We start from the raw sequence: 26,401 nt of genomic DNA on the forward strand, positions 1-26,401 counted from the left end.
GTCAGCGTGTCGCGCCGGATCCATCGCATCCGCGAACGCCGCGGTGCGGACGCGAACGAGAGCGGATGCCGTCAGTCGCGGCTGTGGCGCGGCTTGCGCTCGGGCCGGTCGTCGTACGAGCGCTTGGGGCGGTCGTCGAAGGATCGCTTCGGGCGCTCTCCGCCGGGGCGGCCGCGGTCAGGACGGATCTCGATGAGCTGCCCCGAGATGCGGGTGCCCTTGAGGCGTTCGAGCACGGAGGCATCCATCGACGTCGGCAGCTCGACGAGCGAGAAGTCGGGGCGGATGGTGATGGCCCCGAAGTCGTCGCGGCCCAGGCCGCCCTCGTTGGCGAGGGCGCCGACGATCTGACGCGGCTCGACGCGCTGCCGGCGCCCGACCGCGATGCGGTACGTCGTGAAGTCGCCCTTGCCGCGACGCTCCCGGGGGCCGTCGGCGCGCGCCGGACGGTCCTTGCGCGTGCCGCGCTCGGCGTCGGCGGCGACCGCCTTCGCGAGTTCGTCGCGCTCGGGGTCGAGCAGCAGCGGTGTCTCGCCCTGCGCCACGACGGCGAGCGCGGCGGCGACATCCTGCTCGGGCACGTCGTGGTTGCGGACGTAGTGCGCGATGACGTCACGGAAGCCGGCGATGCGGTCGGTCTCGCCCAGCGCGGCGGTGATCGCATCGTCGAAGCGCGCGAGACGGGTCGAGTTGATGTCCTCGGTCGTCGGCAGCTGCATCTGCGTGGGCGCCTGACGCGTCGCGCGCTCGATGTGGGCGAGCAGGTAGCGCTCGCGCGGGGTGACGAAGCTGATCGCGTCGCCGGTGCGGCCGGCGCGACCGGTGCGGCCGATGCGGTGCACGTACGACTCGGTGTCGGTCGGGATGTCGAAGTTCACGACGTGGCTGATGCGCTCCACGTCGAGGCCGCGCGCGGCGACGTCGGTCGCGACGAGGATGTCGAGTTTGCCGTCCTTCAGCTGCTGGATGCTGCGCTCGCGCTGCGGCTGCGGGATGTCGCCGTTGATGGGGGCGGCGCTGAACCCGCGGGCGCGGAGCTTCTCGGCGAGGGTCTCGGTCTCGTTCTTCGTGCGGACGAAGATGATCATCCCGTCGAAGTCCTCGACCTCGAGGATGCGGGTGAGGGCGTCGACCTTCTGCTGGTACGACACGATCAGATACCGCTGCGTGATGTTCGTGTTCGTGGAGGTCTTGGTCTTGACCGTGATCTCCTCCGGGTCGCGCAGGTACTGCTGCGCGAGACGGCGGATGGATGCCGGCATGGTCGCCGAGAACAGCGCGACCTGCTTCTCAGCGGGCGTCTGCGCGAGGATCTGCTCGACGTCCTCGGCGAAGCCCATCTTCAGCATCTCGTCGGCCTCGTCGAGGACGAGGTTCTTCAGCGCCGAGAGGTCGAGGGTGCCCTTCTCGAGGTGGTCCATGATGCGACCGGGCGTGCCGACGACGATGTGCACGCCGCGACGGAGCGCCGACAGCTGCACGCCGTAGCCCTGACCGCCGTAGACGGGGAGGACGTGGACGCCCTTCATGCGCGCGGCGTAGGACTCGAACGCTTCGCACACCTGGAGCGCGAGCTCACGGGTCGGGGCCAGGACGAGTGCTTGCGGCGTCTTCTGCGTCAGGTCGAGGTTCTCCATGATCGGCAGTGCGAACGCGGCGGTCTTGCCGGTGCCGGTCTGGGCCATGCCGACGACGTCGCGGCCGCCGAGAAGGACGGGGATGGTCGCGGCCTGGATCGCGGAGGGCGTCTCGTAGCCGAGGTCTTTGATGGCGGCGAGGACGGGACCGGTGAGGCCCAGCTCGTCGAAGCCGGGGAGGGCGGGGGTGTCTGCGGGCTCGGTCGGGGTCTGGGGGTCACTCACCTATCCACCGTAGTGGAGCCGGGCTGGGAACCATCCGGGCGGGCGTAGGATGAGAGGTCGCGCCTGACGACCGGAACGGACTGCCTCGTGATCGAGATCCTCACCCCCGACCAGATCGACCGCGCCCGCACGACGGGCGGCCTCGTCGGCGACATCCTGCACGGCATCAAGGAGCGCGTGAAGCCGGGCACGAACCTGCTCGAGATCGATGCATGGGCGAAGGACATGATCCTCGACGCCGGCGCCGAGTCCTGCTACGTCGACTACGCGCCGTCGTTCGGCCGCGGCCCGTTCGGCCATTACATCTGCACCGCCGTCAACGACGCCGTGCTGCACGGCCGTCCGCGGGACCAGCGTGTCGCCGCCGGTGACCTGCTGACGCTGGACCTCGCGATCAAGACGGGCGGGGTCGCCGCCGATGCCGCGATCAGCTTCACCGTCGGCGGCGCGCCCCACGCCGAGAACGATGCCCTCATCCGTGCGACCGAGGAGGCCCTCGCCGCCGGCATCGAAGCCGCCCAGCCGGGCGCGCGCATCGGTGACATCTCCGCCGCGATCGGCGACGTGCTGACCGGCGCCGGCTACCCCGTGAACACCGAGTTCGGCGGGCACGGCATCGGCACGACGATGCACCAGGACCCGCACGTCTCGAACATCGGCCGCGCCGGCCGCGGGTACCGCCTGCGCCCCGGACTCATGCTCGCGATCGAGCCGTGGGTCATGGTCGACACCGACGAGCTGAAGGTCGACGAGGACGGCTGGACGCTGCGCAGCGCGACCGGATGCCGGACCGCCCACACCGAGCACACGGTCGCGATCCTCGAATCCGGCAACGAGATCCTGACGCGCCCGACGCGCTGAACCGGCCGGACAGGGTGCCGGTCGGCATCCCGCGACAACGCGCCCGACGGTACGCTCGGAGGGTGACCGAACACGCTGCCGCCCCCCGCACGCCCGCCGTCTCCACGAAGCTCAGCGCGATCGCCGAGTCCGCGACCCTGAAGGTCGACGCGAAGGCGAAGGCGCTGCAGGCCGCGGGACGACCGGTGGTCTCGTACGCGGCCGGCGAGCCCGATTTCGCGACCCCGCAGTTCGTGGTGGATGCCGCGGCCGAGGCGCTGCGTGACCCCGCCAACTTCCGGTACACCCCCGCGGCCGGCCTGCCCGTGCTGCGTGAGGCGATCGCCGCGAAGACGCTGCGCGACTCGGGGCTGGAGGTCGCCCCCTCGCAGGTGATCGTCACCAACGGCGGCAAGCAGGCCGTCTACCAGGCCTTCCAGGCGGTCGTGAACCCGGGCGACGAGGTGCTGCTGCCCGCGCCGTACTGGACCACCTACCCCGAGGCGATCGCCCTGGCCGACGGTGTTCCCGTCGAGGTGTTCGCCGGCGCCGACCAGGAGTACAAGGTCACCGTCGACCAGCTCGAGGCCGCGCGCACCGACAAGACGACCGCGCTCGTGTTCGTGTCGCCGTCGAACCCGACGGGCGCCGTCTACACCGCCGACGAGACGAAGGCGATCGGCGAGTGGGCCCTCGCCCACGGCATCTGGGTCATCAGCGACGAGATCTACCAGAACCTCGTCTACGAAGGCGCTCGCGCGGTGTCGATCGTGGAGGCCGTGCCCGAGCTCGCCGGCCAGACGATCCTCGTCAACGGCGTCGCGAAGACGTACGCCATGACCGGCTGGCGCGTGGGCTGGATGGTGGGCCCCGCCGCCGCGATCAAGGTCGCCGGCAACCTGCAGTCGCACCTCAGCTCGAACGTCAACAACATCGCGCAGCGCGCGGCCCTCGCCGCCCTCACCGGCCCGCAGGACGAGGCCGAGAAGATGCGCCAGGCCTTCGACCGCCGTCGCGGACTGATCGTCTCGGAGCTCGCGAAGATCCCCGGCGTCACGGTGCCGAACCCGCTCGGCGCGTTCTACGTCTACCCGGACGTCACGGGACTGCTGGGGCGCGAGTGGGACGGTGTGCGCATCGACACGTCGCTCGAGCTGGCGGACTACATCCTCGAGCGCGCCGAGGTCGCCGTCGTCCCGGGCGAGGCCTTCGGCCCGTCCGGCTACCTGCGCCTGTCGTACGCGCTCGGCGAGGAGCAGCTGCTCGAGGGCGTCCAGCGCCTGCAGCGCCTCTTCGGCTGACGCGCACCCGCCGGCCGACGACCACCGAGGTCGACGGCTCGGGTCAGAGCTCGACGTCGAAGAGCACCGGCTCGGGCTGCAGCAGCACCCCGAACTCGGACTGCACGCGCTGCTGGATGAGTCGCGCCAGCGCGGCGACCTCCTCTGCGGTCGCGCGTCCGCGGTTCGTGAGGGCGAGCGCGTGCTTCGTCGACAGCGACGCGCGCGAGCCCGGCAGGCGGAAGCCCTTGCGCATCCCCGCCTGCTCGATGAGCCACGCGGCGCTGATCTTGACCGGCGCGGGTCCGTCCGCCCGCGGCGGGATGAACCCGTCGAACCGGTCGAGCGGGATCACCCGGTCGGCCTCGGGCTCGGGCGCCATCGACCAGCGCGGCGCCTCGGGCGGGAGCGTCGCGGCGAACTGCGCCGAGACGATCGGGTTCTGGAAGAACGACCCCGCACTCCAGGTGTCGTGGTCGTCCTCGTCGAGCACCATGCCCTTGCGGGAGCGGATGTCGAGCACCGTCTCGCGGATCCACGCGAGCGAGACCGCGGCATCCGGTTCGAGGCCCAGCGCCGAACGCAGCTGCGCGCCGCGCACGGGGACGTCGCCGTGACCGACCTGCGTGAGCTCCAGCGTGACCGAGAGGATGACGGCGGAGCGCTCGGGGACCGACCCGTAGTGCTTCTTCAGCACCGAGGTGCGGAGCCCCAGTCCCAGATCGGATGCCGGGACCACCGACACCTCGCCGGTCGCCTCGTCGATGAGCTCGACCTCGACGAGCGTCTCGACGATCTCCTGACCGTAGGCGCCGACGTTCTGGATGGGGGCGGCGCCGGTGGTGCCGGGGATCCCCGACATGGCTTCGATGCCGCTGAGTCCTGCGGCCACGGTCTGCGCGACGAGGTCGTCCCAGTTGTGACCGGCCTGCACCTTCAGCCGCACGCGGCCGGGGTGCGGCGACGGCAGGCGCTCGATGCCGCTCGTCCGCACGAGGACGGCGGTGCCGTCGAACTCGTCGTCGCCGAACAGCAGATTCGACCCGCCGCCGACGACGAGCCAGCGGTCGCCGTCGTCCCACACGTCACGGAGGGCGGCGACGAGCTCGTCGGTCGTCGCGGCCTCGATCATGCGGCGCGGCATCCCTCCGACGCGGAGCGTCGTGAGCTGCGACAGCGGGACGGGGGCGATCTCGGGCATCAGGATGCCGCGCGCACGCGCACCTGCGCCTTGCCGAGAACGGTCGTGCCGTCGTGCGAGACGGTCAGGTCGATGCGCACGGCGTCGTCCTCGATCGCGCCGACCTTGGCGACGACGGAGACGTCGGCCCCCGCATCGGTGTCGACGACGACGGGGCGCGTGAAGCGGACGCCGTAGTCGAGGATGCGGCCGGAGTCCCCCAGCCACGACACGATCGTCTCGACGGCGAGGCCCATCGTGAGCATGCCGTGGGCGAGGACGCCCGGCAGCCCCACGCGCTCGGCGACGGCGTCGTTGTAGTGGATCGGGTTGAAGTCCCCCGACGCGCCCGCGTAGCGCACGAGCGCGGCGCGGGTCAGGTGCACGGTGCGCTCGGCGACAACAGCGCCGAGCTCGAAGGCCGGGCCCACGGCGGTCATTCGTCGCCTCCCACCAGCAGGACGGAGGTCGCGGTGACGACGTGGTCACCGGCGGCATCCGTGATCTCGGCCTCACTGGTCACCATCGCACCCTTCCCGAAGGCGCGGATGCCGGTGACCGTCAGGCGTCCCGTCAGCTCGTCACCGGCGACGATGGGCCGCGTGTAGCGGAAGCGCTGCTCGGCGTGCACGACGCGCTCGAGCACGATGCCGGAGTCCGGCTCGCTCAGCAGCTGCTGCAGCGTGGCGTCCTGGATCACCATCGCGAAGGTCGGCGGCGCGACGACGTCGGCGTAGCCGAGGGAACGCGCGACCTCGGGGTCGTCGTGCTGCGGGTCGGTCGCGAACACCGCGCGGGCGAACTCGCGCACCTTCTCGCGGCCGACGAGGTACGGGGCGGTCGGCGGGAAAACACGACCTTGCAACTCGGGATTCACGGGCACCGGTCGATCCTACCGTCCGGGTCCGGCGCCGGCCCGGTTCAGCGGGCGCGGTGGGCCCGCACGGCCTTGATCGACAGCTGCACGGCGATGAAGGTCAGGTAGACCGCGAAGAGGACGTTCGCCGTGAACGGGTCGACGAGGGTCGCAAGCCACGCGCCGAGGGCGGTGGTCGTGCACGCGGCGACACCGATCACGCCGGCGGCGACGAGGTCGACGTTGTGGCGGCGGAGGTTGCCGATCGTGCCCGAGATCGCGGTCGGGATCATCATGAGCAGCGAGGTGCCCTTGGCCACCAGATCGCTCGTGCCGAAGAGGAACATGAGCGCGGGCACGACGATGACGCCTCCGCCCACCCCGAGGAGCCCCGCCATCACGCCGGTGAAGACACCGAGGACGGCCAGGCCCGTTCCCGTGAGCCAGTTCAGCGGCAACTCGGCCTCGCGGGACGGCACGACGATGAAGAGCATCACGATGACGACGACGAGGAAGGCGATGAAGCCCCAGCGGATCGCGTTCTGCGGCAGCCGGGCGAGGAGCCACGTACCGATCTGCGCGCCGACGACCGCGGCGCCGGCGAGGATCAGCGCAGGCACCCAGGCGACGGCCCCGACGGCCGCGTACGACACGACGCCGACCGCGGCGGTGGGCACGATGGCGGCGAGCGAGGTGCCGGCGGCGCGCTTCTGATCGAAGACCAGCAGCGTCAGCAGAAGGGGCACGATGACCGTTCCGCCGCCCACGCCGAACATGCCCGACATGAGCCCGGCGAGCAGGCCGATGCCCAGTGCGCCCAGGTAGTAGCGGGGGGTGCGGGCGACGGGGGGTGTCGTGGTCACGAGGCGGGGTCCGACACGAAACGCATGCCTCGACCCTACTCCCGGCCCGGCGGACGCCCGCGCGGAGCCTCGGCCTACGATCGAAGCATGTCCCCTTCGCTCGTCCTCGTGGCCAATGCCGGTGAATCCTCGATCAGCACGTTCCGTGTGACGGATGCGGGGCTCGAGCGCCTGTCGGTCACGACCGGCACCACCGGATGCTCGAACTTCGCCGTCGACCCCGAGCGCGGCCTCGTCTACGCGTCGGTCAAGGCCGACGACGAGAACGCGGATGCCGGCATCCTCACCCTCTCCCTCGACCGTGAGACGGGCGACCTCACCCCGCTGACCCGCGTGCCGCTGCCCGGCGGCGCGATGAACTACCTCTCGCTCACGCGGGACGGCTCGGTGCTGCTGGGCGCGGCGTACTCCGGCGGGTACGGGATCGTCTGCGCCGTCGACGCGTACGGGGTGGTCAGCCCGCCCGCCGCCGAGGTCCGCTTCCCGCGACTGCACTCGGTGATCGCGAGCGGCGACGGCCGCCACACCTACTTCGTCTCGCTCGAGAGCGACCTCATCGCGCAGTTCTCGCTCGGCGACGACCTCGCGCTGACCCCGCTCGACCCGCCGGTGGCCGCAGCTCCGACCGGCAGCGGCCCGCGTCACCTCGCGTTCGGCGACGACGAGCAGACCCTGTACGTTCTGACGGAGTTCACCGGCGAAGTCCTGCGTTACCGGCGCGACCCGGCGGCGGGCACGCTCGAGCTGCTGTCGTCGACGCCCGCCCACGACCCGTCCGAGAAGCTCCGTCACAGCGTCATCGACGAGGACCCCCGCGAGAACCGCTACGTCTGGGGTGCCGACATCCACCTCACCGACGGCGTCGTGTGGGCCTCGGAGCGGACCGCGAGCACGCTGGCGGCCCTGCGCATCGCGCCGGACGGCTCCCTCTCCGAACCGACCGGCTTCGTCGTCACCGAGGACCAGCCGCGCGGCTTCGCCGTCAGCGACGACCGCACACTGCTCGTCGCGGCGGGCGAGCGCTCGACGACCGTCTCGCTCTACCGCGTCGACGGCGCGGACCTGCACCTGCAGGGCCGGTACGAGACCGGCCGCGGCGCGAACTGGGTCCGCTTCGCCTGAGCGCGCTCAGCGCAGGAACTGCTCCGGGTCGAACTCGGCGATCGGGATGATGCGCACGCGCGGCAGCTGAGCGTCGAACGCTCCGGCGTCGTACTCGAGGTCGAAGAAGCGGATGCCGGGGATCTGGGCGAAGCCGGCGTTGCGGAACTCCTCGAAGGCGAGCACGCCGACACGGCGCGAGCCGTCGGCGAGGACGCCGAGGTCGTCGACGAAGTCGCCGTCGTGGCTGACGAGGACGACGTCGTCGCCGTGGTCCTGCAGGGCGCGGAGGGTGCGCTGGATGGCGAGGTCGACGACCTTCTCGTCGGGGTCTCCCGACAGCGGCACGGGCTGGTAGCCGAGGGCGAGGAGCGCCTGCACGAACGACATCGGCAGGTTGATGGACGCGTTGAGGAAGAAGAGCCCGCGGGCATCCTGGTTCCAGCTGTCCGCGACGAACGAGAGGATGCGGTCCCACCGCGGCCGCTCATCGGGCTGCGGACGCCGGCCGAGGATCGATCCGCCCAGGGTGGCGTCGATGTTCTCCCCGTCGACGAGCACCCAGGTCCTGCGATTGCCGGCCATGCCGCCTCCTCCGCGCACCGCCACCAGCGGACCGGTGCGCCCGACTCATCCTAGGCGTCGGCGCCCGCTCACCAGCGGCGGCCGAAGACCCCCGCGAGCACGGCGTGCGCGAGCGGCAGGAGCGACCCCGTCATGAGGACACCGCCGAGCACCGGATCGTCGGGGCGGATCACCGCGCCCCCGACGAGGAGGCCGGCGAACAGCATGCCCGACAGGGTGCGACGGCCGAGTTGCTCGAGCCGCGCGACGCGACGCTCCAGCGCCGGGTCGGGCAGGGTGATGCGATGGTCCTCGACGCGGGTGATCAGGTCGTCGACGCGGTCCGGCAGGCGCGAAGCGGTCGTCAGCGAGGTCACCGCGCGCCGCAGCACGTCGGTCACGGCGTTGCGCCCCTCCTCCCGGACGAGGCGCGACGCATAGGGCTCGACGGCATCCCACAGGTTGAACGCGGGGTCGAGGGCGCTGCAGACACCCGAGGTCAGCGACATGGCGCGCACGATGAGCAGGAAGTTCTCCGGCAACTGGAACGGCAGCGTCCGCACGACGTCCTGGAACTCGATCGCGAACGCGCGGAACTCCCGCGGGTCGACCTCGCGCAGCTCGGCGAAACCCATCCCGCCGAAGCGCGCGAACAGCTGGGTCATGGCGCGCTCGAGCTCGCTCGTGTCGGCGCTCGGCAGCAGGACGCCGACATCGCGGATGCTCTGCACGAGGGCCACGCCGTCGCGCGCGGCGACGGCGATCATGAGGCGGCGGAGACCGGCGCGCAGGCTCGGCGGGACCTCGCCCATCATCCCGAAGTCGATGAACGTGAGCCGCCACGGCGGGGTCGCGGGACCCGCGGCATCCGTCGTCGGCATCGGCGTGACGAAGATGTTGCCCGGATGCGGGTCGGCGTGGAAGAACCCGTGCGTGAACACCTGGTCGAACATGACGGAGGCGAACACCTGCGCCACCTCGGCGGGATCGATGCCGGCGGCCCGGAGCGACTCGTGGTCGGTGATCTTGATGGCCGTGACGTCTTCGAGGGTCAGGGTGCGCCGCGAGGTGCGCTCCCAGACGACGGTGGGGACGCCGACGCGCGGGTCGCCGGCGAAGTCCGCCGCGAACCGCTCGCCGTTCGCGGCCTCGTGCAGGTAGTCGATCTCCTCGAGACTCGTCTCGGCGAACTCCTCGACGAGCTGCGGCGCGTCGACGCGGTCCGACACGATCCGTACGTGGCTCAGCCACCTGCCGACCCGGCGGAGTGCTGCGAGGTCGGTGTCGACGATGTCCTGGATGCCCGGGCGCTGCACCTTCACGACGACGGCGTCCAGCCCGGTCAGGGCTGCGTCCTCCGACGACAGTCGTGCGCGGTGAGCCTGGCCGAGGGATGCCGCGGCCACCGGCGCGGTCTCCATGGCGGCGAACGCGCGGTCGAGGGTGACCCCGAGCTGACCCTCGGCCTCCGCCTTGATGAGCGGGAACGGGACGGCGGGGACCTCGTCCTGCAGACCTTCGAGCTCCTTGGTGATCTCGGGCGGCAGCACGTCGAGGCGCGAGGACATGAACTGCCCGACCTTGATCATGAGACCGCCGAGGTCGATCGCGAGCGCGTGGAAGCGTCGGGCGATCCGCTGCATGCGCGCCGAACGGCCGCGCACGCCGATCCAGCCGAGACCGATCCGGGGAAGGAACAGCTCGAACCACCACGTGACCACGAGGGCCCTCGCGGCGAAACGGAGGATGCGGCGGTAGCGCGCCCGTGCGTCGCGGTCGTCGGGAAGGTCGTCGCCTTCCCGACGCCGTGCTGCCACGCGGGTCAGCCCTGCGCGAGCAGGGCGTAGAGCCGGCGGCGGGCCTCGTCGAGGATCTCGACGGCCTGTGCCACCTGCTCGGGAGAGCCGGAGCGCGCCACCTGCGCGGCGGCCTGGGCGAGCTCGACGCCCGCCTTGGGCAGCGCGGTTGCGCGGTGCGGGTGCTCCTTCTGCGGCGCGGCGGTCTCCCACGGGGCCGATCCCACGGCCTCCTCGGCGACCATCCGGCCGGCGTCCGTCAGCGAGTACGTCTTGCGACCGTTCGCCTCCTCGGCGACGATCAGGCCCTCGTCGGCGAGGAGCTGAAGGGTGGGGTAGACCGAGCCGGCGCTCGGCTTCCACGAGCCGCCGCTGCGCGAGTCGATCTCCTGGATGATCTGGTACCCGTGCATCGGCTTCTCGGCGAGGAGGGCGAGCACGGCGGTGCGGACGTCGCCGCGGCTCATCCGGGGCGATGCGGGACGCTGGTCGAACTGGGTGCGGAACTGTTCGAACGCTTCCATGAGATTCGCGCCGAGGCCGCTGAGGTCGAAGCCCTGGGACCCCGATCCGAAGCCGCGACCGCCGCCGCCGAAGCCGCCCGAACCGAAGCCCTGCGAGCCGAATGAGCTGTTCATGATGTCTCCTTCAGATGGTGACCGATACCCAACGATATATCGCTGACGGCAGCCAAGGGGCGGCGTCAGCAACTTCCCAGGGTTTGTGATCAGGCCTTTTTCGGACACCGTCGATGACGCGACTGTCCAGGTAACGTTCGGGTAACGCCCAGGAATGTGAGACAGAGTGGGCGACTCGTGCCCGCCCGAACGGACACGCGCGCTCCATCGGAGCGTGTTCTCGCTACACGGAACCTTTTCTTCTGCATGCCTACAGACACGCCATCCACCCCCACCCGCCGATCCATCCGCACGACCCGCACCGACGCACGCCGACTCCGGCGCCGTCCGGTCCTCGTCCTCACGACGTTGACCACCGCGTTCGCCATCGCCGCTAGCGCCACCGCCATGGCCCCCGCTCCGGCCACGGCACGTGCCGAATCGACCCCGGCGATCGCGCTGGCCTCGTTCACGAAGGCACTGCCCGACTCGATCACCGCCGGCGTCGCCACCTCGGTCCCCGCCTCGAAGATCCAGTCCACGCTCGACCGCGCCGACGACGCGGTCGCAGCCTCGAAGAAGGTCACCGCGGACATCGCGACCTCGAAGCTGGACGTCGGTACGGACGACACCACGGTCGAGACCGATGACCTCGCTCAGGCCGTCTCGGACCTCGAGAACGTCTCCGCCCTCCCGCTGCTGCTCGACACGCGCGACGCCACCGCCGCCGTCGAAGAGGCGGTCGCCGAGGTGAACGAGCAGACGGGCGCGCTCCAGGGCCGCCTGGACGCCGCCATCCAGAAGGAGAAGGAGCGTCTGGCCGAGGAGAAGCGCAAGGCCGAGGCTGCTGCGAAGGCCGCCGCCGAGAAGAAGGCCGCCGAAGAAGCTGCCGCGGCCGAGGCATCCCGGTCCAGCTCCTCCGGCTCGTCGTCGTCGGGCTCGTCGAGCTCCGCCGGCACGACCAAGCGCGCCGCCTCGGGCACGTCCGCCGGCGCCGCGCAGGCGACCGCGCGCAGCATGCTCGGAAACTACGGCTGGGGCGACGACCAGTTCTCGTGCCTCGTCTCCCTCTGGAACAAGGAGTCGAACTGGAACTACCAGGCGTACAACTCCTCGAGCGGCGCCTACGGCATCCCGCAGGCCCTGCCCGGCAGCAAGATGGGCAGCGCCGGCTCCGACTGGAAGACGAACCCGGCGACGCAGATCGCCTGGGGCCTCGGCTACATCGACGGCCGCTACGGCAGCCCCTGCGGCGCATGGGGCCACTCCCAGTCCAACGGCTGGTACTGACCCCCGCACGCCCCCGGATGCCGCGGGTCCCCGACACCACGTCGGCGGGCCCGCGGCATCCGCCGTTTCAGGAGGTGAAGACCGCCTCGGCGACACGGGCCAGGTCGTACAGGTCGGTGACGCCCGCGAGCTCGCGGGCCGAGTGCATCGACAGGATCGGGATGCCGACGTCGACCGTGGCGATGCCCAGTCGCGTCGCCGTGATCGGACCGATGGTCGAGCCGCACGGCACCGCGTTGTTCGAGACGAACTCCTGCGAGCCGACACCGGCGGTCTCGCACCAGCCGTGCCACGCGGCGGCCCCGGCGCCGTCGGTCGCGTAGCGCTGGTTCGCGTTGATCTTGAGGATCGGGCCGGAGCCCAGCCGCGGCTGGACGACGGGGTCGTGCTTCTCGGCGTAGTTGGGGTGCACCGCGTGACCGACATCGCTCGAGACGCACCACGACGACGCGAGGGCGCGCAGCTGCTGCTCGCGGTCGGCGCCGAGGCTCAGCTGGATCCGCTCGAGCACGTCGGCCAGGAAGGGCCCCGCGGCACCCGAGCGGGTGGCGGAGCCGACCTCCTCGTGGTCGAAGACGGCGAGCATCGCGATGCGCTCCCCGTCGAATCCGTTCGCCGCGCGCGCGAGCGCGACGACACCGGCGTGCACCGACGCCAGGTCGTCGAGCCGCCCCGAGGCGAAGAACGCATCGTCCTTGCCGAAGACCGCGCCGCGTGCGGCATCCGCCGTGACCACGTCGTATCCGCGGATGCGGGTCGCGTCGACGCCGGCCTGCGCCGCGAGCTCGCCGAGCAGATCCGACGAGTCGGCGTCACCCAGACCCCAGACCGGCTGGGTCTGCCGTTGCCGGTCGAGGGCGAGCCCGTCGTTGACCTCGCGGTCGAGGTGGATCGCGAGCTGCGGCAGGCGCAGGAGGGGTCCGGTCGCGGCGAGGACGCTCGTGCCGTCGTCGAGCACGAGGCGACCCGCGAGGCGCAGTTCACGGTCGAGCCACGAGTTCAGCAGCGGCCCGCCGTAGACCTCGACGCCGGCCTGCAGCCATCCGTGCGACCCGGTGGTGGGGCGCGGCTTGAGCTTCAGGGCGGGTGAGTCGCTGTGGGCCCCGAAGACGTGGACGCCGGTCGCGGCATCCGCTCTCTCCGGGACGATCCAGGCGAGCACCGCACCGTCGCGGACCACGAGGAACCGGCCACCGGGCTGCGCCGGCCAGGCCTCACGCTCGTCGAGCTCGCGGAAGCCGACCTCGCGCAGTCGACGGGCGACCTCGGCTGCGGCGTGGTAGCTCGACGGCGAGGCGGCGACGAAGTCGGCCAGGTCGGCGGCGTGGTCGAGTGCGGCCGTGCCGGACACGGGCGTGGACATGGGACCTCCAGGAGGGATGCCGGACGGGACCTCTCGATCGTAGACACAGCCGCGCCGCAACCCCGTGGCGGGGCCGGCGCGGGCGGGGTAAACCGGGCGCATGGCGAAGAAGGACGACGCGGTCACGCTCGAGGTCGACGGGCACGTGGTGCGGCTCTCGAGCCCCGACAAGGTGGTGTTCCCCGAGCCGGGGATCACCAAGCGCGACCTCGCCGACTACTACCTCGCCGTCGCCGACGGCGCGATCCGCGGCGTGGCCGACCGCCCGATGGCGCTGAAGCGCTTCGTGAAGGGCATCGGTCAGGAGGCGTTCTTCCAGAAGCGCGTGCCCGAGAACCGGCCGGACTTCGTGTCGTCCGCGACGCTCCGCTACGCCTCGGGGACGAGCGCCGAAGAGGCGGTGATCCGGGATGCCGCGGGCCTGGTCTGGGCGGTGGGGCTCGGATGCCTCGACCTCAACCCGCATCCGGTTCGCGCCGACGACCTCGACCACCCGGACGAACTCCGCATCGACCTCGACCCGATGCCCGGCGTGGACTGGACGCAGATCGTCGACGTCGCCTTCGTCGCGCGCGACGTGCTCGCCGACGTCGGGCTCGTGGGCTGGCCGAAGACGTCGGGTTCGCGCGGCATCCACATCCTGGTCCGCACCGACCGGGCCCACGATTATCCGCAGGTGCGACTGGCCGCGCAGGCGTTCGCGCGCGAAGTCGAGAACCGCGCGCCGGGGCTCGCGACGGCGCACTGGTGGAAGGAGGAGCGCGGCGAGAGCGTGTTCGTCGACTTCAACCAGAACGCGAAGGACCGCACGGTCGCCTCGGCCTACTCGGTGCGCCCGCTCCCCGACGCCCGCGTGTCGATGCCGGTCGACTGGGACGACCTGCGCGAGGTCCGCCCCGAGGCGTTCACGGTGCGCACGGTTCCCGCCCTGTTCGCCGAGCGCGGCGACGCGCACGCGGGCATCGACGACGCACCCGGTTCGCTGGGCCGACTGCTCGACCTCGCCGAGCGGCTCGGACCCGCCGAACGCGCGCCCCGGGGCGGCGACGGCACCGGGCGCCGCCAGTCGACGATGCCGCTCATCGAGATCTCGCGCGCCGCGACGAAGGACGAGGCCCTCGAAGGTCTCGAGCGGTGGAAGGCGCGGCATCCCGACGTCACCCGCCGCCTCTCCCCCGCCGACGTGCTCGTCGACGGCATGCGCGGATCGAGCTCGCTGTGGTACCGCGTCCGCGTCAACCTGCAGCACGTCCCCGAACCCGAACGGCCCCCGCAGGAGCCGCTCGAGGTCGACTACGACCCCTGGAGGCGCTCCGCCGGCCGCGACTCCTGAGACTCCTCGCGCCGGCGCCCCGACCCCAGGGCGAAGGTCGCGCCGAGGCCGATCGCCAAGAAGCCCGCGGCGGTCAGCGCCGAGGCGCGGGTGCCGTCCGAGAACGCGGTGCGCGCGGCATCCGCGATCTGCGCCTGCGCCGGGTCCGCCTCGAACCCGGCGATCGCGGCGCCGGCCGAATCGACGACGGCCGAGACGACGGTGTCGGCCTGCGCGGCGGGCACCCCGGCGTCGTCGAGGGATGCCGCGAGCACACCTCCGGTCGTCGTGAACAGCACGGTCCCGAGGATCGCGACGCCCAGCGCCGATCCGACCTGGCGCGCGGTGGACTGCATGCCCGACCCCTGGCCCGACTTCTCGACCGGGACATCCTGCAGGATGACGCCGGTGAGCTGCGCCGTCGCGAGTCCGACGCCGAACCCGTACACGGCGAGCGCCGGAATGAGCCAGCCCCAGGCGGCATCCGGTCCGATGATGAACCCGGCCCACGCGATGCCGACGATCTCGGCCAGGATGCCGACGCGTACCACGACGACCGCCGGGACCTTGCCGCTGAACGCGCCCGCGGCCCCGCTCGCGACGAACGAGCCGCCCGCCAGGGCGAGCAGCAGGAAGCCCACCTGCAGGGCGTCGAAGCCGAGGACGAACTGCAGCCACAGCGGCAGGGCGAGGATGAGTCCGAACTCGCCGAGCGAGACGACGAGGGCGGCGATGTTGCCGTTCCGGAACGAGGAGATGCTCAGCAGCGAGAAGTCGATGAGCGGGTCCTGGCCGCGGCGGGCACGGCGCAGGCCCCACCAGACGAAGAGCGCGAGCGCGACGAGGGTGATCGCGAAGGCGAACGGGATCGGCGAGATCGTCAACGGCCAGTCCCACCCGCCGATCGTCAGGCCGTCCTCGGCCGTCCACCACCCGAACGTGCGCCCCTCGATGAGACCGAAGACAAGCGAGCCGAAGAGGATGACGGACAGGAGCGCCCCGACGCCGTCGATCGACCGCTTGCGGGCCTCGCGGGATTCCGCGACGGTCAGCAGGACGCCGATCACGATGATGATCCCCAGCGGCACGTTGATGCCGAACGCCCACCGCCACGAGAACGCCGTCGTCAGCCAGCCGCCGAGCAGCGGCCCGACGGCGGCCATCCCGCCGATCGTGGAGCCCCAGACAGCGAAGGCGATGCCGCGCTCGCGGCCGCGGAAGGTCGAGTTGATGAGCGACAGGGTCGTCGGCAGGATCATGGCGCCGCCGATCCCCTGCACGAAACGGGCGAGGATCAGCAGCTCACCCGTCGGCGCGAAGCTCGCGAGCACCGACGACGCGGCGAAGATCGCGACGCCGAGCAGCATGATCCGCCGTCGCCCGAACCGGTCCGCGAAGGCGCCGAACAGCAGCAGCAGCGAGGCGAAGACGAGGGTGTAGACCTCCTGCACCCACTGCACCTCGGTCGAGCTGATCTTCAGCTCTTCGACGATCGAGGGCACCGCGACGTTCACGATCGTCGAGTCGACGATGATGAGCGAGACCGCGACGCTGATGAAGACGAGACCGAACCACCGCCGGGAGCCCTTCGCCATGAGATTTACCTCGCTTTTCTAGCAATCCGACAGCGATAGTACTCCTCCGGCGGCAGAGGGCACCTCGTCAGATGCTGTGGAGTCGGACAGAGCGGATGTCGCCGTCCGCGAGCTCCAGCGTCATGAAAGTGTGGTCGGGCTGCCGGCGGCGATCCGTCGGCGAACCGGGATTCAGTAGCCGCATGCCGCGCGGCGTCGTCGTGTCCCACGGGATGTGACTGTGGCCGAAGATCAGCACGTCGGCATCCGGGTACGCGGCGTCCATCCGTTCCTCCCGACGCTGCTTCTGTCCCGTCTCGTGCACGACCGCGATCCGCACGCCGTCGACCTCGCGGCGCGCGACCTCCGGCAGAACGGCGCGCAGGTCCTCGCCGTCGTTGTTGCCGAAGACCCCGAGGACGTCGCCGTGCTGCCGCAGGTCGTCGAGCACGGATGCCGCGACCCAGTCCCCGGCATGGACGATGAGATCTGCGGCATCCGCTTCTCGCAGCACTGCGTCGGGCAGGCGCCGGGCGCGGCCGGGGATGTGCGTGTCGGAGATCAGGAGCAGCCGGGTGGTCATCGCGGCAGGGTAGCCGAGGCGCCCGGTGGGCGACAGCCCCTGCGGACCGATGGCGAGGAAGCGCAGAGTGGATGCCCCGGTGCGACCGCCCGGGCACGCGAGGAAGGACCGCGACATGAGCACACCCGAGACCGGCGACAACGACGGCATCCGCCTCGACCCGGCCGATGCGCCGCTCGGCGACACGACCGTCGGCGACACCGCTGCGGCCGACGCGGAGTTCGAGGGGCGCCCCCTCGACGACGCCCCGGCGGAGGACCCCGAAGAGACGTATGCCGCGAGCGACATCCAGCCCGAATCGCAGGGTGAGGACCCCGTGGTCGTCGAACTGGGCGAGGAGGGCGAGGGCGACCTGTCGCCCGAGGACCTCTGACCCGTTCACGAATGCAAGGGATCCGGCCCGACACGCCGACGCCCGCCCCGGCGGAGCGGCGTGTCGCGCCAGATCTGTTGCATCTGCGTACGCGAGGCCGGTCAGGACTCGCGAGGACGCCGGCCGCGGGGCTGTCGACGAAGACGCGGGTGCTCCACACGAGCAGCACGCCCGTCACTGCGCGCGCCACGCCGCGACGATGCCGACCCGCTGCTCGTCCGCGAACAGCGCAACCGGTCCGACACGAGCACGCCGAGCCCGGCGCCCGCGTTGATGACGGTCTGCACGCGGTCCCGAAGACCGTGTTCCCGCCCGAGTTGGTGGTGCGGGCGTCCACCGCGGGCTGACCCCGGACACGACACCCCGAGTCTCTGCTCAGCTGGTGTCGGCGAGCTCGTCCACGAGCTGGTCCATCTCGTCGCCGCATGCCTGTTCCTCATCGGGTGGGCACATGACGATGCCTGCCCGCAACGTGTCCCGGTATGTCGTGTCCCCGATCCGGTAGGTGACCTCGACTCCTCGCCGGACGGACATCCTCGTGAGGTCGCCGCGATACCCGATCAGGATTTGATAGTGCCCCGACCCCGCGGGGATGCGTGCCCCGGCCGCCTCGAACGTGTCGCCATCGAGTCCCTCGACCGGCGGATAGGCGTCGAACGATTGCCAGATGCCGTTCTCGCCCAGAGGACCGGAGAGCAGCGTGCCGATCACAGTGACCTCGTCGGAGTCACCGATCGATCGGACCGACTCGATGACGACGTCGGAATCCTCGGGTGCGGCGAAGGTGTCGAAGCCGTCGGTGAACTCCATGGGCTGCCCCTTGGCCACATACACATAGGCGTGCGCCCCGTCCGGGACGTCCTCGAACAGAGGACCCGTCGGCGGGGAGCCGGCGCTGCATGCGGAGAGAACCGTGACCGTGAGGACCGTGGCCGCAACGGACAGCGACGATCGCCGGCTAACTATGTCGTCACCTCGCGCGTTCGATCACCCGCGCCGTGGCCGGGAAGACCCAGTGCTCGTGGAGCGCGCCCTGGCAGCATGCGGCGAGCATATCGGCCCGCGCACCCGGCACACGAGAACAACAAAACCCCCGGGTGGAGCCGGGGGTTTTGCGTAGCGGGAGCGGGGCTTGAACCCGCGACCTCACGATTATGAGTCGTGCGCTCTCACCAACTGAGCTACCCCGCCACGAGCATCCGAGAGATGCTGCGAGCCCCGAGTCAGGATTGAACTGACGACCCCTTCCTTACCATGGAAGTGCTCTGCCACTGAGCTATCGGGGCGTGCTGCCCGCACGCGGGCAACTAGAAGAGGATACCAGAGTCGCGGCATCCCCGATGTCACGGGTCAGCCCTCCGTGTGCTCCTCCAGCCACGGCATGGGGTCGATCCGGGTGGTGCCGCCGAGCAGCACCTCGAGGTGCAGGTGGGCACCCGTCGACTTGCCCGTGCTCCCCACCCGCCCGATAACGTCACCGGCGTCGACCGTCTCGCCGGGCGAGACCCGCAGCGATCCGTACTGCATGTGGCCGTACCGGGTCGAGACGAGCTTGCCGTCGATGATGTGGTCGATGACGACGGTGACGCCGTAGTCGCCGCCGGCCTCGGTCGCGATGCGGACGGTGCCCGCGGCGACGGCGTGGACTTCGGCGCCGGCGCCCGACGTGAGGTCCGTGCCGCGGTGCGGGCGCGAGAACTTCGACAGGTACGACTTCGAACCGAACTGCGCCGAGATCGGCACACCCACCGGGAACGGCCACTGCACGGCGGCCGTCTCGTCGTTCACCCACGTGCCGGCGAACTGCGTCACACCGGACTGGGCGGCCACGTCGGCCATGGACTCGATGTCGTACTCCCCCGACCGGGCGAGCGTCGTCTCACCGGCGTCTGAGCCGGCGACGTACGCCTGGATCTCGGGGGCGTCGGCGTCCGTGGCCTGGGCGGCGAGCGAGATGTCGCCGCTCACGTCCTGACCGAACGCACCGACGGCGGTGACGGGAGTGGTCGTCCCGATGGCGAGGAGACCGACGACACCCACGACGCTGATCGAGAAGGATGCCGCAGCAGCCCGCTTCAGCAGCACGCGACCACGTCGCGGGCGGCGCGGCTGCTCGGCCATGCGGACGCGGGTCGTGCGCCGTGCGTGCTCCTCGGCGTCGACGGCGGCCCGGGCGACCTGGACGGGCGTCTCACCGGTGAAGGAGAACACCTTCGCCGCCAACTCGAACTCGTCGACGGCGGGGCCCGCATCCTGCGGCGAGGTGTGGGTCGAGGACGCCGACGGCAGGACGATCGTCTCGTCGAGGAACTGGGGCACCCGCGGAGCTTCGGGGACGGGCGAAACGACCGTCGCCGTCCGCGGGGTGCGCGTACGGCGACGAAGAGGAAGGGTGGCGGCGGAGGTATCCGAGAGCGCCTCGGCGAGGGTCTCAGCGACGACCGACTCGACGATCGAGGGGGACGCGGACTCGCGGCTCGCGGATTCCGACTCGGCGACGGTGGACTCCGCCGACGCGGCGGCACGGTCGCGACGACGGCGCAGCGCCGGGGTCTCGCTCGCCTGGACCATTGCGATGACCTCGCCCATCGCCGCGACAGCCTGCGCCGCGGCGACCTCGGCCTCGCTCGCAGCCGGAGCGGCGGCGGCGCGGCGCCGAAGCTCCGCACGGGTCAGCGGCGTGGCGCCGGACACAGGGGAATGCCGGTCGCGATGCGTTGCGGGCGCGTCGGTGGGGGAGTTCTCGAAAGTCAAACGTGCGGGCTCTCGGGTAGAGCGGCGGGGGCCGCGGGCTGCAAGGTCAGAATCCTCCGCTCGGGCAGCGAAGGTAACGATCAGATAAACACGCTACACGACGGGGCTGAGAATGGCATGTCCGTTCACAACCCGATCGCAGCGACGATCCTGTGGAGGAGGTCCGGTCCGGCGGCGACCGTCATCTCGCGGCCGGGGAATCCGTCCGGCGCACCGGTTACGAGGCCGCCCGCCTCGGTCACCAGCAGCGCACCCGCGGCGTGGTCCCACGGATGCAGACCGCGCTCGAAATAGCCGTCCAGGCGCCCCGCCGCGACGTACGCGAGGTCGAGCGAGGCCGCGCCGGCACGGCGGAGGTCCCGCACGAGCGGCATGACCGCCGCGACGCGGGCGAGGTCGCCCTCGTGGTGCTTCGGGTCGTACCCGAATCCGGTCGCCACCAGCCCGCCGGCTTCGCCGACCTGCGACACCGCGAGGCGCTGCTCGCCCCGCCAGGCGCCGCCGCCGCGGACGGCGTGGAACGTCTCCCCCACCGCCGGGTTGTGCACGACGCCCGCGAGCGCCGTCCAGGTGGGCGGTGTCGGCTCACCGGAGACCGCGGCGATGCTGACGGCGTAGTGCGGCATCCCATAGGCGTAGTTCACCGTGCCGTCGATCGGGTCGACCACCCACGTGATGTCGGAGGTGCCCCGCTCGGCACCGGACTCCTCGCCGAGGAAGCCGTCGTCCGGGCGCTCGGCGGCGAGCCGCGCACGGATGAGCGCCTCGACCTCGCGGTCGGCCTCGGTCACGATGTCGGCGATCGCGGACTTCGTCGCGGCGATGGCCACACCTTCCTCGCGGCGCTGCCGGGCGAGGGCGCCGGCTTCGCGGGCGATGTCGAGGGCGAGGTCGGCGAGCGCAGCGGCATCCATCCCTCCACGCTACGCCGCTAGGTTGGGCACTATGAGCGCCAGCCGCGACGTCGTCATCATCGGCGGAGGCCACAACGCCCTCGTCGTCGCCGCGTACCTCGCCCGAGCAGGACGAACCGTCACGGTGCTGGAGCGACAGGACCACGTCGGCGGCGCCGCCGTGTCGGAACGGCCGTGGGCGGGCGTCGACGCGCGCCTCTCGCGCTACTCGTACCTCGTGAGCCTGCTCCCCCGCACCGTCATCGACGACCTGGGGCTGCGCATCCGCCTCGAACGCCGCCGCTACTCGTCGTACACGCCCCTGCCGGACGACCCGAGCCGCGGCATCCTCATCGACAACGCGGATGCCGCGGCCACCGCCGCGAGCTTCGCGCGGGCCACCGGCGACGCCGACGAAGCGGGCCGGTTCGCGCGCTTCTCGGAGCGTCTCGCCCCGCTCGGCGCGGCGCTGTTCCCCACCGTGACCGCGCCGCTGCAGCGGGAACGCGACGCCCGCGCGGCCGTCGGCGACGACGCCCTGTGGGAGGCCGTGACCGCCCGTCCGCTCGCGGAGTTCCTGCGCGACGGCCTGCAGACCGACGTCGCCCGCGGTATCGCCTTCACCGACGGACTGATCGGCACGTTCGCGCGCTCGGACGACACGTCCCTGCGCCAGAACCGGTGTTTCCTGTACCACGTCATCGGCGGCGGGACCGGGGACTGGGACGTCCCGGTCGGCGGCATGGGTGCGGTCAGCGGCGAGCTCGAGCGGGCCGCACGTGCTGCCGGCGCCGAGATCCGCACCGGCGCCGAGGTCATCGCGGCGTCGCCGGACGGCGAGGTCGTCCTCGCCGACGGCGAGCGGCTCGGTGCCCGCGTGCTCCTCAGCGGCGTCGGTGCGGCGGTCCTCGACCGCCTCCTCCGCGCGGGCGGCGCCGCGGGAACGGCATCCCCGACGCCCGAGGGCGCGCAGATCAAGGTCAACATGCTCCTCTCGCGACTCCCGCGTCTGCGCGACACGGCGGTGGATCCCCGCGCCGCGTTCGCGGGGACGTTCCACATCAACGAGACGCTGTCGCAGCTGGATGCCGCCTACGACCGGGCGGCAGGCGGCGGCATCCCGGATCCGCTGCCGGCCGAGATCTACTGCCATTCCCTGACCGACCCGTCGATCCTCGGGCCGGAGCTGCGCGCCTCGGGTGCGCAGACGCTGACCCTGTTCGGACTGCAGGTGCCGCACCGGCTCGTCACGGACGGCGCCGTCGACCGGGACGCCCTGTGGACCGCCGCGCAGCGTTCACTCGACGCGGTGCTCGCCGAACCGATCGTCGACGTGCTCCATCGGGCGCCGGACGGCTCGCCGTGCGTGGAGGCGCGGACGACGGCCGACCTCGAGCGGGATCTCGGGATGCTGGGCGGCGACATCTTCCACGGCGACCTGTCGTGGCCGTGGGCCGCGGACGACGAACCGCTCGAGACCCCCGCGGATCGGTGGGGGGTCTCGAGCGGTGTCGAGGGTGTTCTGCTGTGCGGGTCGAGCGCCCGGCGCGGCGGCGCCGTCAGCGGGATCGGCGGCCACAACGCCGCGATGGCGGCCCTGGAGATGCTGTCGCGCTGAGGCTCAGTGCTGCTGCGGCGGGACGGGCGGCGCCGGGGGCGCGTCGGGCGCGCCCGGGAGGGGCGGCACGGGCGGGACCTGCGGCGAGGGAGCATCCGGAGCAGCGGGCGCGTCCGGCGCGGATGCGGGCACCGGCGGAGCAGCGGGAGCTGCCGGGGCCGTCGGAGCCGCCTCGGGAGCCGACGCCCCGTCGGGCGTCGTGGCGCCGTAGGGCTGCTGCGGGTAGGTGGGCCACCCGGTGTAGTACGCGTTCCAGTCGGGGCTGCCGTCGGGCATGACCGGCAGGGGCGTGCGACCGTCGGCGTACGTGGGCCACGCCTGCGCGGGCGCCGTGGCCGACGCCGTGTACGCACCACCATCGGGCTGACCCGACGAGGCGTACGCCTGCGCGCCGTAGGGCGCCGCGACCTGCGGACGCTCCTTCTTCGGGGCGAAGAGGGCGTTCACGAGCGGGACGAGCGCCGTGCCCACGGCGGCGAGGATCGCGACCGACACGAGCACGCGCCAGTAGATCTCGCGGAACTCGATGAACTCCTCGAGCATCAGCGGGATGATCAGCATGACCGCGAGGATCACGACGAGGCCCATCGTCACGTAGGTGACGATGCTCGTGAAGGTGGTCTGGTAACGGGCGAAGGCCTTCGCGTAGAGGCGGATGTGCAGCAGCGCGCCCTGCAGGATCAGCAGGATCAGCAGGAACTTGAAGAAGCGCTCGGCGCCGACGCCGTAGTCGCCGGCGGCCTCCGGCATCCAGATCATGAACGCGCCGATGATGAGCGCGACGACCCACGACACGATACTCGCGAGAGCGAACCACGCGGGGCGACGGCTGGCGAGGGATGCCTCGAGGATCGAGATCCCGGCGAAGGCCGCGAGCAGCAGGATCGTCAGGAACGCTCGCCCGACGATGCCGTTCGAGTCGCCGAGGAGCACCCACACGACGCAGACGATCGCGGCGGCGATCAGGGCGCCGATCGCGACCCAGATCGCTGCGCGGAAGATCCTGTTCGAACGGGGGGCGGTGATCGGTTCGCTCATCCTCGACATCCCTTCGGCGGAGGCCTCCCCCGCACTCGCCCCCATCCTGTCAGACCGGCCGATGAGCAGGTCGGATGTCCACAGGGGTGGCGGCGCGCCACCGGGGTGTGGAGGATCACCCGGGGAGGACGACCACCGGCAGCTCGTCGGCGCTCACCTGGTCGATCTGCGCGACGTCGGCGTACGCCTCCACCACGCGGGGCGACCCCCACTCGGTGCGCCACACGGTGGCGCAGGGCCACAGGACGACGTTGTCGTGCGGGCCGATCCAGATCGTCGTGATCTCGATCTCGCGGCCGTCGGTGAGGATCAGCCGACTGGACTGGGTCTGCGCGCCGTCGAACTCATCCGGCTCGTCGGGGGTGTACGCGCTCAGCGGCATGTCGGTGAAGGCCCGCATCCACTCCGTGATGATCGCGGGGTCGCGCACCGTGAGCCGATCGACGGTGTCGGGCACGTCGGTCGAGGGGCACTCGAAGAACTCGATGGCGGCGACCTGGTCGGGGGCGACGGCGATCGAGCGTTCCGCGACCGGCGCGCATCCCGCGAACGCGACGGCGAGAGCGGCGGCTGTCGCGGCGGCGGCGCGGATCGACCGGTGCGTGGTGATCCTGCCCGCAGGCTATCGCGCGGCATCCCCCGCGGGAACGGGAAAGGGCTGCGGAGATCTCCGCAGCCCTTCGTGGTGGCGAGTGAGGGATTCGAACCCCCGAATGCAATGCAGTCTGATTTACAGTCAGATCCCTTTGGCCGCTTGGGTAACTCGCCAGATGCGCACCCGCCCGGCTTGTGCAGTCGACCGGAGGCGCGATCCCCTACTCTACCCTCCCCGCGGGCGTGACGAAAACCGCGGCGTCAGGCGGCCGACGCGACGCGCTCGACGAAGGATTCGAGGCGGTGGCGCGTGCCGTCGATGCGGCGATCCACGCTCGCCCGGATCTCGCTCGGAGCCAGCGGCCCCGCGATGCGGACGTTGTCGTGGCAGGTCAGGTCGGCGCACACGTAGGTGCCGACGCTGTCGCCGCGGTCACCGGCATCCCCGGTCCGTCGAGCGGTGAACATCGTGACCTGATTGCCCGGCTGCATCGTGTGGCAGATGTTGCACATGGCGGAGCGACCTTGCGTCGCGCCGTTCGCGGCGCGCAGCACGATGCCGGTCGGGTGCCCGTCGATCTCGGCGACGACGTAGCCGCGGCTGCGCGTCGTGGGATCGCGCCACGCGAGGAAGTCGAGGTGATCCCACTCGAGCAGCGGGAAGTCGTGGGGCGGCTCGAGGCGTTCCCGCTCGTCCTTCGTCGCATTCACCAGCACGTCGCGCAACTGGTCCTCTGTCAGCGGCCGCATCAGCCCATTGTACGAAGGGGCGGATGCCGCGGCTCCGCCGACGTCAGGCGCCGAGGCTCAGGATGAGCGAGGCGGTGCCGACGAGACCGATCCCCGCTGCCGTGCCGATCGCGGGCCACAGGAACCCGCGGCGGCGGATGGCAGCGAAGACGAGACCGACGATGCCGGTGAGCATCGCGACCGACCCGCCGCCGACCAGGAGGGCGAAGGCCGGGATCAGGAGCCAGCCGTACTGCTCGTCGACGGTCGCGGCGAGCAGCAGGACGAACAGGGTCGGCAGCACCGAGAGCACGACGAGCGCGACGGCGGCGATGCCCCACGCGCGCTGGGCGAGGAGTGGAACGGCGGGCGTGGTCACCCCGTCAGGCTACGGCTGGACGCGACGACGGATGCGGCGACGCGCGGAACGTCAGCCCTGCGCCGCGATCGTGCGGCTCGTCGGCCGCAACTGCACGCGGTCGCCGGGCTGCAGGACGTGCTCCGGTCCGCCCGCCTCGTTGAACGCCTGCACGGTGATCGCGTCGACACAGAAACGGTCGCCGATGCCGCGGTAGGTGTCCCCCGGCTGCACGGTGTAGAAGGTGGGCTTGCCGTCGACCTTCTCGACCGGGCCTTCGGCGTACTCACCCTTCCCGGTGTCGACGACCGTGCCCGACATGCTGACCGGGATCCGCCCTTCCGCGTTGGGCTCTGCGAGCGAGATGCGCGCGATCGCGTCGCAGTCCTGATGCGTGCGGTAGCCGCCCTTGGCCGCCTCGTTGAGCGCCAGCGCCTCGGGCTGCCCCTCGGCGAGGACGGCGAGGTAGTCGCCGGCGTAGATGTCGCCCGCACCGCCGAAGTTGTTCGCGCTGTTGAAGTCCGCGCTGGCGAGGCAGAAGCGCTCGACGATCGCCCAGTACGAGTCGCCCGAGACCACCCGGTAGACCGTCGCGAGGCCCTTCCCATTGGAGCGCTCGACCACGCCGGTCGCTCCAGGCGAGATGTCGCCGCGGTCCGTGCCCGCCGGCACGCCCAGGCACTTGCTCTCGGGCGCCGGGGTCGTCTCGACGGGCGTGGGAAGCGGCGCGAGCCGCGTTGGCGTTGGCGTGGGCGTGGGTGTCGCCGTCCGCGGCGGTGCCGCCGACGTGGACGGCGCCTCGGCGACCACCTCGTCGGTCGGGATCATCCCGATGACAGCGGGCGCAGCGAGAGCCAGCAGGCCCACCACCGACCCCACGGCGATACCGAGCATGATCTTCCCCCGACGATCCATACCTCGACGCTATCCGTCCCGGGTCACGGGCGCGCAACGATCCTCCGG

26 protein-coding genes and 3 tRNA genes are annotated in these 26,401 nt (G+C 71.5%); 7 read left to right on the forward strand and 22 right to left on the reverse strand.

Features of this window, described 5'->3' with window-relative positions; genetic code table 11:
* Positions 1 to 71: 71 nt before the first annotated feature.
* Positions 72 to 1,862: a DEAD/DEAH box helicase gene (locus tag ACPEH0_RS05590; protein WP_217530759.1), complete on the reverse strand. Its 1,791-nt coding sequence runs from the start codon at positions 1,860 to 1,862 to the stop codon at positions 72 to 74.
* An 87-nt stretch (positions 1,863 to 1,949) separates the two neighbouring features.
* Between ACPEH0_RS05590 and map the strand changes: the two genes are divergently transcribed.
* Both map and ACPEH0_RS05600 read left to right on the forward strand, forming a co-directional pair.
* Positions 1,950 to 2,723 carry a type I methionyl aminopeptidase gene (gene map, locus ACPEH0_RS05595; RefSeq protein WP_366213855.1) on the forward strand — a complete coding sequence of 258 codons (774 nt, stop codon included), beginning with the start codon at positions 1,950 to 1,952 and terminating at the stop codon, positions 2,721 to 2,723.
* Positions 2,724 to 2,785: 62 nt separating this feature from the next.
* Complete coding sequence (locus ACPEH0_RS05600; protein WP_311285420.1) at positions 2,786 to 4,003, forward strand: pyridoxal phosphate-dependent aminotransferase; 1,218 nt, start codon at positions 2,786 to 2,788, stop codon at positions 4,001 to 4,003.
* 43 nt (positions 4,004 to 4,046) lie between these two features.
* Here the strand turns inward: ACPEH0_RS05600 and ACPEH0_RS05605 are convergent, their stop codons facing one another.
* Genes ACPEH0_RS05605 through ACPEH0_RS05620 form a run of 4 tightly spaced genes read right to left on the reverse strand, consistent with a single transcriptional unit; the run spans position 4,047 to position 6,881 of the window.
* On the reverse strand, positions 4,047 to 5,183 hold the full coding sequence (locus ACPEH0_RS05605) for a UDP-N-acetylmuramate dehydrogenase (protein ID WP_359919555.1): 1,137 nt from the start codon (positions 5,181 to 5,183) through the stop codon (positions 4,047 to 4,049).
* Positions 5,183 to 5,602, reverse strand: coding sequence for a MaoC/PaaZ C-terminal domain-containing protein (locus tag ACPEH0_RS05610; protein WP_217530752.1), 420 nt, complete (start codon positions 5,600 to 5,602; stop codon positions 5,183 to 5,185). The genes ACPEH0_RS05605 and ACPEH0_RS05610 overlap by 1 nt, the downstream gene beginning before the upstream one ends.
* Positions 5,599 to 6,045, reverse strand: a complete 447-nt coding sequence (locus ACPEH0_RS05615; protein ID WP_217530750.1) for an FAS1-like dehydratase domain-containing protein — start codon at positions 6,043 to 6,045, stop codon at positions 5,599 to 5,601. The genes ACPEH0_RS05610 and ACPEH0_RS05615 overlap by 4 nt, the downstream gene beginning before the upstream one ends.
* Positions 6,046 to 6,083: 38 nt before the next feature.
* Entirely contained in the window at positions 6,084 to 6,881 is a 798-nt protein-coding gene (locus ACPEH0_RS05620) for a sulfite exporter TauE/SafE family protein (RefSeq protein ID WP_217530748.1), read from the reverse strand.
* A gap of 87 nt (positions 6,882 to 6,968) precedes the next feature.
* Between ACPEH0_RS05620 and ACPEH0_RS05625 the strand changes: the two genes are divergently transcribed.
* The gene (locus ACPEH0_RS05625; RefSeq protein WP_217530746.1) at positions 6,969 to 8,003 is read left to right on the forward strand and encodes a lactonase family protein; all 1,035 of its coding nucleotides are present in this window, start codon (positions 6,969 to 6,971) and stop codon (positions 8,001 to 8,003) included.
* A 6-nt stretch (positions 8,004 to 8,009) separates the two neighbouring features.
* Here the strand turns inward: ACPEH0_RS05625 and ACPEH0_RS05630 are convergent, their stop codons facing one another.
* The 3 genes from ACPEH0_RS05630 to ACPEH0_RS05640 form a co-directional block, all read right to left on the reverse strand.
* A complete protein-coding gene (locus ACPEH0_RS05630) occupies positions 8,010 to 8,567 on the reverse strand; it encodes an NYN domain-containing protein (RefSeq protein WP_064002956.1) in 558 nt (185 codons plus the stop codon).
* 68 nt (positions 8,568 to 8,635) lie between these two features.
* The gene (locus ACPEH0_RS05635) at positions 8,636 to 10,363 is read right to left on the reverse strand and encodes an ABC1 kinase family protein (RefSeq protein ID WP_366213853.1); all 1,728 of its coding nucleotides are present in this window, start codon (positions 10,361 to 10,363) and stop codon (positions 8,636 to 8,638) included.
* A gap of 5 nt (positions 10,364 to 10,368) precedes the next feature.
* Positions 10,369 to 10,980: a PadR family transcriptional regulator gene (locus ACPEH0_RS05640; protein ID WP_064002954.1), complete on the reverse strand. Its 612-nt coding sequence runs from the start codon at positions 10,978 to 10,980 to the stop codon at positions 10,369 to 10,371.
* A 246-nt stretch (positions 10,981 to 11,226) separates the two neighbouring features.
* Between ACPEH0_RS05640 and ACPEH0_RS05645 the strand changes: the two genes are divergently transcribed.
* Positions 11,227 to 12,249 carry a hypothetical protein gene (locus tag ACPEH0_RS05645; protein ID WP_217530740.1) on the forward strand — a complete coding sequence of 341 codons (1,023 nt, stop codon included), beginning with the start codon at positions 11,227 to 11,229 and terminating at the stop codon, positions 12,247 to 12,249.
* Between the two features lie 67 nt (positions 12,250 to 12,316).
* Here the strand turns inward: ACPEH0_RS05645 and ACPEH0_RS05650 are convergent, their stop codons facing one another.
* Positions 12,317 to 13,612, reverse strand: a complete 1,296-nt coding sequence (locus ACPEH0_RS05650; RefSeq protein WP_366213852.1) for a M18 family aminopeptidase — start codon at positions 13,610 to 13,612, stop codon at positions 12,317 to 12,319.
* Between the two features lie 100 nt (positions 13,613 to 13,712).
* Here ACPEH0_RS05650 and ligD point away from each other — a divergent pair, with 100 nt between their 5' ends.
* Positions 13,713 to 14,945: a non-homologous end-joining DNA ligase gene (gene ligD / locus ACPEH0_RS05655; protein ID WP_366213851.1), complete on the forward strand. Its 1,233-nt coding sequence runs from the start codon at positions 13,713 to 13,715 to the stop codon at positions 14,943 to 14,945.
* Here ligD and ACPEH0_RS05660 read toward each other — a convergent pair.
* Both ACPEH0_RS05660 and ACPEH0_RS05665 read right to left on the reverse strand, forming a co-directional pair.
* Entirely contained in the window at positions 14,906 to 16,519 is a 1,614-nt protein-coding gene (locus tag ACPEH0_RS05660; protein ID WP_366213850.1) for a DHA2 family efflux MFS transporter permease subunit, read from the reverse strand. The genes ligD and ACPEH0_RS05660 overlap by 40 nt on opposite strands.
* Before the next feature lie 67 nt (positions 16,520 to 16,586).
* Positions 16,587 to 17,081, reverse strand: coding sequence for a metallophosphoesterase family protein (locus tag ACPEH0_RS05665; RefSeq protein ID WP_366213966.1), 495 nt, complete (start codon positions 17,079 to 17,081; stop codon positions 16,587 to 16,589).
* 115 nt (positions 17,082 to 17,196) lie between these two features.
* Between ACPEH0_RS05665 and ACPEH0_RS05670 the strand changes: the two genes are divergently transcribed.
* Positions 17,197 to 17,454, forward strand: a complete 258-nt coding sequence (locus ACPEH0_RS05670; RefSeq protein ID WP_217530731.1) for a hypothetical protein — start codon at positions 17,197 to 17,199, stop codon at positions 17,452 to 17,454.
* A 375-nt stretch (positions 17,455 to 17,829) separates the two neighbouring features.
* Here the strand turns inward: ACPEH0_RS05670 and ACPEH0_RS05675 are convergent, their stop codons facing one another.
* The 5 genes from ACPEH0_RS05675 to ACPEH0_RS05695 all read right to left on the reverse strand — a co-directional run bounded on the left by ACPEH0_RS05675 (position 17,830) and on the right by ACPEH0_RS05695 (position 21,122).
* Complete coding sequence (locus tag ACPEH0_RS05675; RefSeq protein ID WP_217530727.1) at positions 17,830 to 18,264, reverse strand: hypothetical protein; 435 nt, start codon at positions 18,262 to 18,264, stop codon at positions 17,830 to 17,832.
* A gap of 307 nt (positions 18,265 to 18,571) precedes the next feature.
* A tRNA-Met gene (locus ACPEH0_RS05680) sits at positions 18,572 to 18,645 on the reverse strand.
* Positions 18,646 to 18,668: 23 nt separating this feature from the next.
* Positions 18,669 to 18,740: transfer RNA gene (locus ACPEH0_RS05685), tRNA-Thr, on the reverse strand.
* A 64-nt stretch (positions 18,741 to 18,804) separates the two neighbouring features.
* Entirely contained in the window at positions 18,805 to 20,148 is a 1,344-nt protein-coding gene (locus ACPEH0_RS05690) for a M23 family metallopeptidase (RefSeq protein ID WP_363378781.1), read from the reverse strand.
* A gap of 185 nt (positions 20,149 to 20,333) precedes the next feature.
* Positions 20,334 to 21,122: an inositol monophosphatase family protein gene (locus tag ACPEH0_RS05695; RefSeq protein WP_253035627.1), complete on the reverse strand. Its 789-nt coding sequence runs from the start codon at positions 21,120 to 21,122 to the stop codon at positions 20,334 to 20,336.
* 31 nt (positions 21,123 to 21,153) lie between these two features.
* Here ACPEH0_RS05695 and ACPEH0_RS05700 point away from each other — a divergent pair, with 31 nt between their 5' ends.
* A complete protein-coding gene (locus ACPEH0_RS05700) occupies positions 21,154 to 22,719 on the forward strand; it encodes a phytoene desaturase family protein (RefSeq protein ID WP_366213849.1) in 1,566 nt (521 codons plus the stop codon).
* 3 nt (positions 22,720 to 22,722) lie between these two features.
* Here the strand turns inward: ACPEH0_RS05700 and ACPEH0_RS05705 are convergent, their stop codons facing one another.
* The 6 genes from ACPEH0_RS05705 to ACPEH0_RS05730 form a co-directional block, all read right to left on the reverse strand.
* Positions 22,723 to 23,757 carry a hypothetical protein gene (locus ACPEH0_RS05705; protein ID WP_366213848.1) on the reverse strand — a complete coding sequence of 345 codons (1,035 nt, stop codon included), beginning with the start codon at positions 23,755 to 23,757 and terminating at the stop codon, positions 22,723 to 22,725.
* 115 nt (positions 23,758 to 23,872) lie between these two features.
* Positions 23,873 to 24,214 (reverse strand): hypothetical protein, encoded by a 342-nt coding sequence (locus ACPEH0_RS05710; protein WP_366213847.1) that lies wholly within the window; start codon positions 24,212 to 24,214, stop codon positions 23,873 to 23,875.
* 226 nt (positions 24,215 to 24,440) lie between these two features.
* Positions 24,441 to 24,525, reverse strand: a tRNA-Tyr gene (locus tag ACPEH0_RS05715).
* An 87-nt stretch (positions 24,526 to 24,612) separates the two neighbouring features.
* A complete protein-coding gene (locus ACPEH0_RS05720) occupies positions 24,613 to 25,101 on the reverse strand; it encodes an FBP domain-containing protein (protein WP_064002942.1) in 489 nt (162 codons plus the stop codon).
* Positions 25,102 to 25,144: 43 nt separating this feature from the next.
* Positions 25,145 to 25,459, reverse strand: a complete 315-nt coding sequence (locus ACPEH0_RS05725; protein WP_366213846.1) for a hypothetical protein — start codon at positions 25,457 to 25,459, stop codon at positions 25,145 to 25,147.
* 51 nt (positions 25,460 to 25,510) lie between these two features.
* Positions 25,511 to 26,353: a LysM peptidoglycan-binding domain-containing protein gene (locus tag ACPEH0_RS05730; protein WP_366213845.1), complete on the reverse strand. Its 843-nt coding sequence runs from the start codon at positions 26,351 to 26,353 to the stop codon at positions 25,511 to 25,513.
* Positions 26,354 to 26,401 lie beyond the last annotated feature (48 nt).

This window comes from Microbacterium sp. NPDC079356, assembly GCF_049545465.1.
GTDB lineage: Bacteria > Actinomycetota > Actinomycetes > Actinomycetales > Microbacteriaceae > Microbacterium > Microbacterium gawkjiense.